Raw genomic sequence first — 12,818 nt, 5'->3', positions numbered from 1 at the left:
GCGCGGGCGGCGCTCGATCTCCCAGGCGCCGCACCTGTAAAGGCGAACACCCTCCAGCCCCTCCACATTCGTCGGTAAAGCACCATAAGGCCGCTAAAGTGTTCTAGAAATTTCGGTTGTCCATGCTTGTACATACAAGTAAAGATGTGTTTGTATACTTGCCATGACACATCTGCCCGCGGACGACCGCAGAGGACCTTCCCGTGACTGACAACAACAAATACCGTGACGTTGAAATCCGTGCCCCCCGTGGCAACAAGCTCACCGCCAAGAGCTGGTTGACCGAAGCACCGCTGCGCATGCTGATGAACAACTTGGACCCGCAAGTGGCAGAAAACCCCAGGGAACTGGTGGTTTACGGCGGCATTGGCCGTGCTGCGCGCAACTGGGCCTGCTACGACAAGATCGTCGAAACCCTCACCCGCCTGGAAGACGACGAAACCTTGCTGGTGCAGTCGGGCAAGCCCGTGGGTGTGTTCAAAACCCACAACAACGCGCCCCGCGTGCTGATCGCCAACTCCAACCTAGTCCCGCACTGGGCCAATTGGGAGCACTTCAACGAACTGGATGCCAAGGGCCTGGCCATGTACGGCCAGATGACCGCAGGCAGCTGGATCTACATCGGCAGCCAGGGCATCGTCCAAGGTACTTACGAAACCTTCGTCGAAGCAGGCCGCCAGCACTATGGCGGCAGCCTCAAAGGCAAATGGGTGCTTACCGCCGGCCTGGGCGGCATGGGCGGTGCTCAGCCCCTGGCCGCTACGCTGGCCGGCGCCTGCTCGCTGAGCATCGAATGCCAGCAGAGCCGTATCGATTTCCGCCTCGAAACCCGCTATGTGGATGAACAGGCCACTGACCTGGACGACGCCCTGGCCCGTATCGCCCGCTATACCGCCGAGGGCAAGGCCATTTCCATCGCCCTGCATGGCAACGCGGCTGAAATTCTGCCCGAGCTGGTGAAGCGCGGCGTACGCCCGGACATGGTCACCGACCAGACCAGCGCCCACGACCCGCTCAACGGTTACCTGCCCGCAGGCTGGAGCTGGGAGCAGTACCGTGACCGCGCCCAGACCGAGCCGGCTGCCGTGGTCAAGGCGGCCAAGCAGTCCATGGCCGTGCATGTGCAGGCGATGCTCGACTTCCAGAAGCAGGGCATTCCCACCTTCGACTACGGTAACAACATTCGCCAGATGGCCAAGGAAGAGGGCGTTGCCAATGCCTTCGACTTCCCGGGCTTCGTCCCGGCCTACATCCGCCCGCTGTTCTGCCGCGGCATCGGGCCGTTCCGCTGGGCCGCGCTGTCTGGCGATGCCCAGGACATCTACAAGACCGATGCCAAGGTCAAGGAACTGATCCCCGACGACGCCCACCTGCACCGCTGGCTGGACATGGCCCGCGAGCGCATCAGCTTCCAGGGCCTGCCGGCCCGCATTTGCTGGGTGGGCCTGGGCCTGCGCGCCAAGCTGGGCCTGGCGTTCAACGAAATGGTCCGCAGTGGCGAGTTGTCGGCGCCCATCGTGATTGGCCGCGACCACCTGGACTCCGGCTCGGTAGCCAGCCCCAACCGCGAAACCGAAGCCATGCGCGACGGTTCCGATGCCGTTTCAGACTGGCCGCTGCTCAACGCCCTGCTCAATACGGCCAGCGGTGCCACCTGGGTATCGCTGCACCACGGGGGCGGCGTTGGCATGGGCTTCTCCCAGCACTCCGGCATGGTCATCGTGTGCGACGGCACTGATGAAGCCGCCGCCCGCATCGCCCGGGTGCTGGCCAACGACCCTGGCACCGGCGTAATGCGCCATGCCGATGCTGGCTACGACATCGCCATCGACTGCGCCCGCGAGCAAGGCCTGGACCTGCCGATGATCACCGGCTGACCGCCACGCTTTGGCTCGCACCCTTCGCGGGTGATACTGAACAACAAGAAGGGGCACGCCGGCGCCGACAGACACGCCCGCCATGCCCCGCGACTGGAGTAGCAACGTGACCCAACTTACCCTCAAGCCCGGCGCCCTGACCCTTGCCCAGCTGCGTGCCATTCATGACGCGCCCGTACGCCTGCAGCTCGACCCGGGGGCTGCGGCCGGTATCGACGCAAGCGTGGCCTGTGTCGAACAGATCATTGCCGAAGACCGCACCGCCTATGGCATCAACACAGGTTTCGGCCTGCTGGCGTCCACCCGCATCGCCAGCCACGACCTGGAAAACCTGCAGCGCTCGCTGGTGCTGTCCCATGCCGCCGGGGTTGGCGCGCCGCTGGACGATGCCCTGGTACGGCTGATCATGGTGCTGAAGATCAACAGCCTCAGCCGCGGCTTCTCGGGTATTCGCCGCAAGGTCATCGATGCGCTGATCGCCCTGGTGAACGCCGAGGTGTACCCCCACATTCCGCTGAAGGGTTCGGTAGGTGCTTCCGGTGACCTGGCGCCATTGGCGCACATGTCGCTGGTGCTGCTGGGCGAGGGCAAGGCCCGTCACCACGGCCAGTGGTTACCCGCAACCGAAGCGCTGGCCGTTGCCGGCCTTGAGCCCCTGACCCTGGCGGCCAAAGAGGGCCTGGCCCTGCTGAACGGTACCCAGGCCTCCACCGCCTATGCCCTGCGTGGCCTGTTCCATGGCGAAGACCTGTATGCGGCTGGCATCGCCTGTGGTGCCCTGAGCGTCGAGGCTGCGTTGGGTTCGCGCTCGCCGTTCGATGCCCGGATCCATGAGGTGCGCGGCCAGCGCGGGCAGATCGATACGGCAGCCTGCTTCCGCGACCTGCTGGGCGAAGCCAGCGAGGTTTCGCTGTCGCACAAGAACTGCGACAAGGTCCAGGACCCTTACTCGCTGCGATGCCAACCGCAGGTCATGGGAGCCTGCCTTACCCAGCTGCGCCAGGCCGCCGAGGTGCTGGGTGTCGAGGCCAACGCCGTGTCGGACAACCCGCTGGTGTTCGCCGCCGAAGGCGACGTGGTTTCCGGGGGTAACTTCCACGCAGAGCCGGTCGCCATGGCCGCCGACAACCTGGCCCTGGCCATTGCCGAAATTGGCTCGCTCAGCGAACGCCGCATCTCGCTGATGATGGACAAGCACATGTCCCAGCTGCCGCCGTTCCTGGTGGAAAACGGCGGGGTCAACTCGGGCTTCATGATCGCCCAGGTGACCGCAGCGGCACTGGCCAGCGAAAACAAGGCGCTGTCGCACCCGCACAGTGTCGACAGCCTGCCGACGTCTGCCAACCAGGAAGACCACGTGTCCATGGCCCCGGCAGCCGGCAAGCGCCTGTGGGAGATGGCCGAAAACACCCGTGGGGTGCTGGCGATCGAGTGGCTGGGCGCGTGCCAGGGGCTGGACCTGCGCAAGGGCCTGAAGACCTCGGCCAAGCTGGAGCAGGCCCGCCAGGCGCTGCGCAGCGAAGTACCGCACTATGATCGTGACCGTTTCTTCGCGCCGGACATCGAAAAGGCTGTGGAACTGTTGGCCAAAGGCAGCCTGACCGGTTTGCTGCCGGCGGGGGTACTGCCCAGCCTGTAATGCCTGAGGGGCTGCGCAGCAGCCCCGTGCCCTCACGACCACAAAAACAATTCAAGGACGTGACATGCAACACGCTCAAGGTCTCAAACGCGGGCTCAGTGCCCGCCACATCCGTTTCATGGCATTGGGTTCCGCCATCGGTACCGGCCTGTTCTACGGCTCCGCTTCTGCCATCCAGATGGCCGGCCCTGCCGTGCTGCTGGCTTACCTGATCGGCGGCGCAGCGGTGTTCATGGTCATGCGCGCCCTGGGCGAAATGGCCGTGCACAATCCCGTGGCCGGTTCCTTCGGCCACTACGCCAGCACGTACCTGGGGCCCATGGCGGGCTTCATCCTCGGCTGGACCTACGCCTTCGAGATGGTCATCGTGGCCATCGCCGACGTGACCGCTTTCGGTATCTACATGGGCTTCTGGTTCCCGGAAGTAGCCCGCTGGATCTGGGTGCTGGGCATCGTCTTCCTGATTGGCGGCCTGAACCTGTGCAACGTCAAGGTCTTCGGCGAGATGGAGTTCTGGCTGTCGTTGCTCAAGGTTGGCGCCATCATCGCCATGATCCTGGCAGGCCTTGGCATCATGGCGTTCGGCTTCAGCCAGGTGGGTAGCGGCCATGCGGTTGGCCTCGGCAACCTGTTCGACCATGGCGGCTTTATGCCCAATGGCGTAGGGGGCCTGATTGCTTCTTTCGCGGTGGTGATGTTCGCGTTTGGCGGCATCGAGATCATCGGCGTGACCGCAGGCGAGGCCAAGGACCCGCAGCGGGTGATCCCCAAGGCGATCAACGCGGTGCCGCTGCGCATCCTGCTGTTCTACGTGCTCACCCTGTTCGTGCTGATGTGCCTGTACCCCTGGCCGCAAATCGGTAGCCAGGGCAGCCCCTTCGTGCAGATCTTCAGCAACCTGGGGATCGGCTCTGCAGCAGCGGTGCTGAACATCGTGGTGATCTCGGCGGCGGTGTCTGCCATCAACAGCGATATCTTCGGCGCGGGTCGCATGATGTATGGGCTGGCCCAGCAAGGCCATGCACCACGCGGGTTCAGCCACCTGTCCCGGCACGGGGTACCCTGGATGACCGTAGTGGTGATGGGCGCTGCGCTGCTGATCGGCGTGCTGCTGAATTACCTGATCCCGGAAAACGTGTTCCTGCTGATTGCTTCCATCGCGACCTTCGCCACGGTGTGGGTCTGGCTGATGATCCTGGTGACCCAGGTTGCCATGCGCCGGCGCATGAGCCGTGAGCAGATGGCCCAGCTCAAGTTCCCCGTTCCGTTCTGGCCCTACGGCCCGGCCATGGCGATCGCGTTCATGGTGTTCATCTTCGGTGTGCTTGGCTACTTCCCCGACACCCAGGCGGCATTGCTGGTCGGGCTGGTGTGGCTGGTGTTCCTGGTGGCGTCCTACCTGCTGTGGTGCAAGCCGCGCGCCGGGCAGGGCAGGCCGGTTGCGGAACGTGCCGAACTGCACCGTTAGCAAAGGAGACTGTACATGAGAACTCTCTGGCAGCACTGCCACGTGGCAACCATGGTCGACGGCCATTATTCGGCGGTCGAAGACGCAGCCATTATCACCTGTGATGGGCTTGTGGAATGGGTGGGCCCCAAGGCCGAGCTGACCGCGCCCATGCCCGAGCGCACGGTGGACCTGGGCGGCGCCTGGGTGACGCCTGGGCTTATCGACTGCCATACCCATGCCGTGTTTGGCGGTAACCGCAGTGGCGAGTTCGAGCAGCGTCTCAAGGGCGTGAGTTACGCTGAAATTGCCGCCCAGGGCGGGGGGATCGCCAGTACGGTGCGGGCCACCCGGGCGGCCAGTGAAGAGGCGCTGTTCGCCAGCGCCCGTCAGCGGGTCATGGCCCTGATGCGCGACGGCGTGACCACCCTGGAAGTGAAGTCCGGTTACGGCCTTGACCTTGCCAGCGAGCGCAAGATGCTGCGCGTGGCCAGGCGCCTGGGGCAGGCGTTGCCGCTGACCGTGCGCGCTACCTGCCTGGCCGCACACGCACTGCCGCCCGAGTACAGTGGCAGGCCTGATGATTACATCACGCACATCTGCGAGCAGATGCTGCCGGCGTTGGCTGCCGAAGGCCTGGTGGATGCGGTGGACGCCTTCTGTGAACACCTGGCGTTCTCGCCCGCCCAGGTAGAGCGCGTGTTCATCGCGGCGCGCGAACTGGGCTTGCCGGTCAAACTGCATGCCGAGCAGCTCTCATCGTTGCACGGCTCCAGCCTGGCAGCCCGCTACCAGGCGCTGTCGGCCGATCACCTGGAGTTCATGACCGAAGAGGACGCCATCGCCATGGCGGCCGCCGGAACGGTCGCAGTGTTGCTACCCGGGGCCTTCTACTTCCTGCGGGAAACCCAGTTGCCGCCGATGGCTGCATTGCGCCGCCACGGTGTGAAGATGGCCCTGGCCACCGACCTGAACCCGGGTACTTCGCCCGGGTTGTCACTGCGCCTGATGCTGAACATGGGCTGCACCTGCTTTGGCCTCACACCTGAAGAGGCCCTGGCCGGTGTCACCGTGCACGCCGCCACCGCGCTGGGCCTTGGCCACAGCCATGGCACGTTGCAAGCGGGCAAGGTGGCCGACTTCGTGGCCTGGCACATCGAACGCCCCGCCGACCTGGCCTACTGGCTGGGCGGCGACCTGCCCAAGCGCATCGTGCGCAGCGGGCAAGAAATCACCCACTGAGCGAGGCCCCATGGAACAGGTACTGAGTTTTCACCAAGGCCGCCTGCCGCTGCTAATCAGCATGCCCCATGCCGGCCTGCGCTTGAGCAGCGCGGTGCGCGACGGGCTGGTCGATGCAGCGCAAGGCTTGCCGGACACCGACTGGCATATCCCCAGGCTGTACGGCTTTGCCCAGGGGATGGGCGCCAGTGTGCTGGCGGCGGAGTACTCACGCTTCGTTATCGACTTGAACCGCCCGCAGGATGACAAACCGTTGTACGCCGGGGCTACCACTGGCCTGTTCCCCGCGACGCTGTTCGACGGCCAGCCCCTGTTCAAGGAAGGGCTGGCACCTACCGCCGAGCAACGCCAACAGTACCTGGGGCAGATCTGGCAGGCGTACCACGGCACATTGCAGCGCGAGCTTGAGCGCCTGCGCGCGCAGTTCGGCTACGCCCTGCTGTGGGATGCCCACTCGATCCGCTCGTGCATCCCTCACCTGTTCGAAGGCACGCTGCCGGATTTCAACCTCGGCACCTTCAATGGCGCCAGTTGCGATGCCACCCTTGCGCAACAGCTGGATGCGGTGTGTGCACAGGCCCAAGGCTACAGCCATGTGCTCAATGGCCGCTTCAAGGGCGGGCACATCACCCGTCATTATGGTGACCCGGCCGGGCATATCCATGCGGTACAGCTGGAGCTTGCGCAAAGCACCTACATGCAGGAGCACGCGCCTTTCGACTACCGCGAAGACCTGGCCCAGCCCACCCAACACGTGCTGCGTGACCTGTTGCAGGCCATGCTGGACTGGGGCCGTGCGCGGTACGGGCGCTAGCCGCGCCGCGCTTTCTAGGCTGCCCCACAAAAATGGGATAGGTGTCCAACTTTTGTGGGGCAGCCCATTCTGTGGGAGCGGGTTTACCCGCGAAGCAGGCAACGCGGTGTATGGCACCGGCTTCGCCGGTGTTCGCGGCTGAAGCCGCTCCCACATAGGTCCCTGCTAAATCAATATGTCATGTGCAGGTCCGTAAGAGCTTGCGATGAGTTGCGGTGCGTTACGTCTGATTGACCTGCGCAATCGTCAGGTCCCGTAGCAGTTCCAGCTCCTCTTGTACCGCGGCGGCCTGCAAGGCACCTTGCAGGTCCAGCTCCTGGGTCAGGGGATAGTCCAGGCTAGCCAGCGCCAGTACACGCTCGCGCAAGTGCGCCTGGATCTCGGCAAAGCGCTCGGCGTATTCGCCACGCAGCCGTGCCGTCCAGTCATCGTTGGCCATCAGGTAGTCGATCAGCGGCTGGCCCCGTTCGCTGCGCCGTACTGCTTCCAGCACTTCGGAAATCTCGTCAGGGGCCAGGTTGGCCGCACTGCGAAAACGCATGCCGTCGGCGATCGGCAGGTCCAGTTCCCGTGCCAGCTCGCGGCGGTAGGCCAGGCGCACCGAAACCAGGTCACCCTGCCTGGAACGCTGGCTGGCCAGGCGTTCGAGCTGTTCGATACGGAACAGCTGCAGCAGGCGCTGATGCATCGCCTGTGGCGTGTCGCCTGCCTCGATCAGCAGGCGTTGCCCCATCAGGTACAGCTCGATGTTGTTGAACTCCTGCAGCGCCCCGTCGTGGCACGTCTGCGCGCCGCTTTCAGGGTCGGGCAGGGCTGTTTCGGCAATCGCCTCCATCACCGGGCGTTCGCGTTCGTTGCTCGCTGCCAGCACCAGCATCATCCGCACCCGCTCGCAAAAACTGCCACGGGTACCCGGTGCTACATACGGTGCCGCGTTGCGCAAGCGGCCCACCAGGCGCAGCAGGGGGCTCCCGCCCAGGGTTTGCCAGCTGTCCTGCAGTGCTGTGTTCTGCGCTTCGCTGCCCAGCAGCCAGTCTTCCAGCCGGGGCATGTCGTCGCCCATCAGCGGGAAGTGCGGGTGGTCGAGTGAGCCTTCGCTGGAACTGTCCACCAGCATCAGGTTTTCCGGAATGTCCAGGGCGAAGGAGTAGCTGTGCTGGCTGTCGGAGAAGGTGCGCACGCGCAGGATGGTTTCCAGGGGCAGTGGGTTGTCGAACAGCGCAATGGAGGAAATTGGCATGGGGTTGTTCAGGTTCGAGAGAATGTGCTCGGGCAACTGAGCGATGTTGTTGTTGCTCAGGTCCAGCAGCTCCAGCGGCAGCAGGCTGTCGCACCAGTTTGGCCAGCCCTGCAGGTTCATGTTGGCCAGGGTCAGCGATTGCAGGTTGTGGGCCAGCCGGGTGGGCACCTGGGCGATGGCTGCCGAGCGGTTGCCGGATAGATCGAGCGATGTCAGGTGCTCCAGGCGCGCAAAGGCTTCCAGCATGGTCTGGTCAACCTCCAGCCCCATGTTGCGAAACTCCAGGTGCGTGAGGCTGGGCAGGCGTACCAAGGTACATGCCAGTGCCCCCGTGGCTTCCTGATGGCTGTCGATCGTGAGGCGCGTGATGTTGGGGAACCGGCTCAGCAGTTCATCGAGCTGTGTCGCGGACCCCTGCAGCCGCGTCAGGCTCAGTGCCCGTACCCGCTCGCCGAAGAACGGCGGCAGGCGCCGCGGAAAGTTGGCGATGGCGACGTCTTCCAGTTGCAGGCGCAGGTAATGCTGCCCTTGCTCCTGCTGCTCCCAGAACTGCGTGACAGCTGCCTGTATGCGCTGCCTGTCTTCCAGGGCAGCCTGGGTCAGTGGGTTGCTGGAGCTGGAGGCCTGGGCCCAGCCGTCGATGGCGTCTCGCATCTGTTGCCGCTCTTCGCGCAGGCGTGCCAGGCGTTCGGCCAGCGTCGCCGGTTGGTCGGTGCTGATGCCGGAGGCGTCCATGCGCTCGTTCAGCAGCAGGCGCTGCAAGTGGGTTTCGTTGATGGCGTTGCCTTGCAGCGAAATCACCGGCGGGCTGGTCAGGGCCTCTGCCTCGTTGAGCAGAAACGCAGGCAGTGCCCTGAGGTTGTTGTCGCGCAGTGACAGGTGGGTGATGCGGGCCAGGGCGTCGCTGCCGATACCAATTGGCCACTGGGAAAGCTGCATCTGGTTCAGCCCGAGGTAATCCAGGGTCAGCTCATGGAAGCTTGGGCTGTTGTTCTGCGCCAGGCGGTTGCCACTGAGGTCCAGGTAACGCAACTGGCCCAGGCCTGCCAGCAGGTTCACGTCACTTTCGGAAAACGCGATGTTCTGGTTGGTCAGTACCAGGCGCTGCAAGCCCGGCAGATGTTCGGCAATGGTGGGGATGCTGAACAGAAAAAACGAAGGCGTTGCCCTGGGATCATAGGGGCGGGTGATTTCCAGCGCCTCGATGTTCGGCATCTGGCGCAGCAGGCGTTGCAACAGGCGCTCGTTCTGCGCCCAGCCCGACAGGGCGCCGGATGGCAGGTCGACCAGGCTCAGGCTGCGCACCTGAGCGTTGAAGAAGTCAGGCAGGGTCAGCGGTATATCGGCCAGTGGAACCTGGGTTACCCGTAGGTTGATCGTGGGCGTGCTGCTGGCCTGCAACGCGGTGGCCTGCCAATGCTGCAGGATGGCCTCGCGCAGGTTGTCGTAACTGCGCGCAGCCTGATCGGAGGCCGGTGTGATGGCTTCGCCCCAGTCGTCCAGGCGGCTGATCAGTTCGTGGCGTTGTTCGAGTAAGGTCTGCAGGTGGTCGAGCATCTGCCGCTGAGATAGCCCCCTGCTGGCCAGCGCTTGCAGGGCCTGTTCAGCCGACCTGTCATCCGCGGCAAGGCCTGCCGCCTGCGCTGCCGTGAGCAATGCCTGGCGCCCCACGCTCTGTGTGGCCGGGCCACCTCCACCAAGGCGGTAACCCAGCCTGCCGTCGGCCAGGCGCATCGGCGAGCGATACCCGGGCCGCACGGGCTGCATCCCCAGCACCGCTCGTAGAGCGGCGCGGGGCAGTGGGGGGCGCTCCTGCAGCAACCGTTGCAGTGCTTGCGGATGGGACACCCCCATCTGCGCCATGGCCTGCGGCAATGCCTGGTGCAAGGCGGTGTACAGATTGGGGTGCAGTACGATTGCAGCACCCGGCTGGCTGTGTTCGTGAACGATGTAGCCGGCCCGTGCATGGGTGATGGTGACGTACGCCCCATCGCCTTCACCGCCTACCGCATGTTCCGCCGCAGGCCAGGTGCTGCGCTGCAGCAGGCGTAGCCGTGTGCCGCCAGGCGAGCCTGGCAGCTGCGCCAGGGTGTTGAGGATCAGACGGTCGCTGTCCCAGGTGCGCACGCACGCCAGGTGGAGGCCCTCGTACGCGCGGGCCAGGCGTACCTGCTGCTGATACACGCGGATTTCTTCTGCTACACGCAGCGGTACTTTGCTGTGGGCCAGCATGTTGCGCTCGGCGCTGCTGAGCGCGGCGGCCACTTCTTCGCTCACCGCCTTCGGCAGCGCCGGATACGCTCGCTGGATGGCCTGGGCGTCGGCGCCTGTCGGGTTACCAAGGGCCGCGTAGGCTTCGCTGAAACGGGTGGCCCAAGTGGTGGCATCGGCTTGCAGGCGTACGGTCTGGTCCAGCTTGAAGCGTTCCAGGGTGTCTTGCAGCAAGGCCGGCAGCGGCAGGCTTTCTGCCAGCGCCCGGCGCAGCGCGTCTTCGGAAACGCCGCTGACAGCAAGAATGCGGCGCAGGGTTGGCGCGTCGAAGTGAGCGCTCAGATGCCCGGCACGGCGCAGCAAGGCGGTGCCCGACCAGTTGCGCGGCTGGTCAATGACGTGCAGCCATGCGCCAGCCCCGTTGTGCCGCAGGGGCGGCCGATAGCGGCGGGGCGTGTGCGGGTGCTCCACATGATAGTCACCGGTATCTGGCGAGCGGCCGACGGCATAGTGGTTGCCTTCCAGAGCCAGCCAGCTTCGGCCCTGGTAGTGACGCAGGCCGAGCGAGTCTGGCTCAAGATCAGGCGGCAGCGGTTGCTGGCTGCGGTAGGGGGTGAGGTCCGGCTTCCACAGGCACAGCTGGCCGTCGGTTGTTTCGACTTCGTGCAGTTCCTCGATGAAGGACGGCGTGGCTACCTGAGCGGGTGGGGCACCAGGCGTGCCTCCCTGGCCCTTGATCACCTTGGCGGCGACGGCAAAGGCGGCCATGGCGGCGACGTTCTCGACAACGTCTACCAGGTAACCGTAGGCAGTCTCGCGCTCGTCGTTGCGCCAGGCGTCGATCCCCTCGTACACCTCATTTGCCAGCTGGACCACGCATACAGCAAGCATCGGCTCGCCCAGGCCCGGGACGAAAAAGCCGGCGATGTTCAGTGCCCCCAGTACTCGCCCGGCAATCAACTGCCGGTGCGCCTGTGCCGAGCGGCGGTCGACGATTTGTGTGGGTATGGCGTGGTACAGCACGTCCATCTCATGGCGCTGGGCGCGCTGGAAGGCCATGGCGCCCTGGAACGTATGGCGCAGGGGGTGGGCAACCGGATACAACTCGGCATGGGGTGCCGGCACCCGCTCACGTATGCCGCGCACGCTCCACTGCAGGGGTGTCAGCCGGTCCCGCAGGCGGCTGATGGTAGAAGCCTGGTCACGGTCGGGTATGTGCCGGTCAAGGTAGGTGATGTCGGCCAGCAGGCGGTCACGCAGCGCCGAGTGCAACGCCTGGAGCGTCGGGAACTCCTTCAACGGCGTTACCTCATCCTCAGGGATGTACAAGGCGACAGCCTGATGGCCGTCGGTGCGCAGTGTCACCAGCAGCACGCCGGTCAATTCGGTTTCCCAAAGCTGCACGAGGCTGAAGTGCACGCTGGCGTTGGCCGAGGGCGGCTGGTCCAGGGGTACTCCCAGCGCAGCGGTATACAGCGCCTCGCTGATATCGCCCTTGAGCCTGGCAAAATGCAGTGCCTGGCGAAACGCCGACACCTGCGCATTGCCCAGGCAGCGGTAAACGGTCAGCGCCGCTTCATCGGAGCCCGGGTAGTAAATGGCATGCACCAGCTCGTGGTACTTGTCACCGATGTCGAGCGTGCGGCATAGCCCGGCGAAGTCTTCGGCAGAGATCGCCAGCGCGTTGGTGATGGGCACGCTGCCCATGTAGCGGCGGTGGTCGACGATGACCGATTTTTTCAGCATGCCCGCTGGTGCGTCCATCCCGCCAGGCTCGGCAGCGGCCCGGTCGAAGTTGTGCAGCGCACACTGCAGCAGCGAGCGGGTGGCGCGGTCGACGGCCTGGCGGCTGTCGCCAGCCGTGGCGCTGTCGATGTGCCGCGCATCGATGAGGTAGGTGGTGCGTACGTCCAGCTCCAGCCCGAATCGCTGCTTGATGGCGTCGCTCAGCAGGTCACAGGCGAAGCGTTCCAGGTCGGGCAGTTGCGTGAACAGCTGTTGCACCTGCGCCTGATTGTCACGGTGGCGGGCGTGCTCTGCCTGCCACGCCCTTGCTACATCGGGTTGCTGGGCAAGCGCTGGCGTCAGCCAGGCGGGGGCGAGGTGCCAGTTGCGCATGGCCTGGTGGATGGCCGGCGGTGCGGCCTTGAGCCAGGCAGGCACCTGGCGTTCAAGGGTGGCAGCGTGAAAGGTGGGTTGTTCGGTGTCTGCTGTTGGCATGGGGGGAGCCCTTCGGAGATGACAGGGCACTGTCGCTGGCCGGTTGCGCCGGTAGGAGGTAGATATCTGTGGCCTGGTAGTGGCTCAGGTAAGCGGGGACGGTGCCGAAACTGCAATTCAGGTTTATG

The 12,818-nt window shown here is 64.9% G+C and carries 6 protein-coding genes; 5 read left to right on the top strand and 1 reads right to left on the bottom strand.

Annotation, left to right across the window (positions count from 1 at the left end):
- The first annotated feature begins 203 nt into the window (after positions 1-203).
- From hutU to hutG, 5 genes are all read left to right on the top strand, one after another.
- Positions 204-1,877, top strand: coding sequence for a urocanate hydratase (hutU, locus tag IAE36_RS09610; protein WP_201212046.1), 1,674 nt, complete (start codon positions 204-206; stop codon positions 1,875-1,877).
- Positions 1,878-1,959: 82 nt separating this feature from the next.
- Positions 1,960-3,516 (top strand): histidine ammonia-lyase, encoded by a 1,557-nt coding sequence (gene hutH / locus IAE36_RS09605; RefSeq protein WP_201212044.1) that lies wholly within the window; start codon positions 1,960-1,962, stop codon positions 3,514-3,516.
- Between the two features lie 64 nt (positions 3,517-3,580).
- Positions 3,581-4,984 (top strand): amino acid permease, encoded by a 1,404-nt coding sequence (locus IAE36_RS09600; RefSeq protein WP_028631962.1) that lies wholly within the window; start codon positions 3,581-3,583, stop codon positions 4,982-4,984.
- Between the two features lie 15 nt (positions 4,985-4,999).
- Entirely contained in the window at positions 5,000-6,205 is a 1,206-nt protein-coding gene (gene hutI, locus IAE36_RS09595; RefSeq protein WP_201212042.1) for an imidazolonepropionase, read from the top strand.
- Positions 6,206-6,215: 10 nt separating this feature from the next.
- On the top strand, positions 6,216-7,019 hold the full coding sequence (gene hutG / locus IAE36_RS09590; protein ID WP_201212040.1) for an N-formylglutamate deformylase: 804 nt from the start codon (positions 6,216-6,218) through the stop codon (positions 7,017-7,019).
- Between the two features lie 220 nt (positions 7,020-7,239).
- Here the strand turns inward: hutG and IAE36_RS09585 are convergent, their stop codons facing one another.
- Complete coding sequence (locus IAE36_RS09585) at positions 7,240-12,690, bottom strand: dermonecrotic toxin domain-containing protein (protein WP_236408760.1); 5,451 nt, start codon at positions 12,688-12,690, stop codon at positions 7,240-7,242.
- Between the last annotated feature and the right edge of the window lie 128 nt (positions 12,691-12,818).

The sequence above is a fragment of the Pseudomonas sp. S36 genome (assembly GCF_016647875.1).
Lineage (GTDB): Bacteria > Pseudomonadota > Gammaproteobacteria > Pseudomonadales > Pseudomonadaceae > Aquipseudomonas > Aquipseudomonas parafulva.
This window is presented reverse-complemented; position numbering and strand designations above follow the sequence as displayed.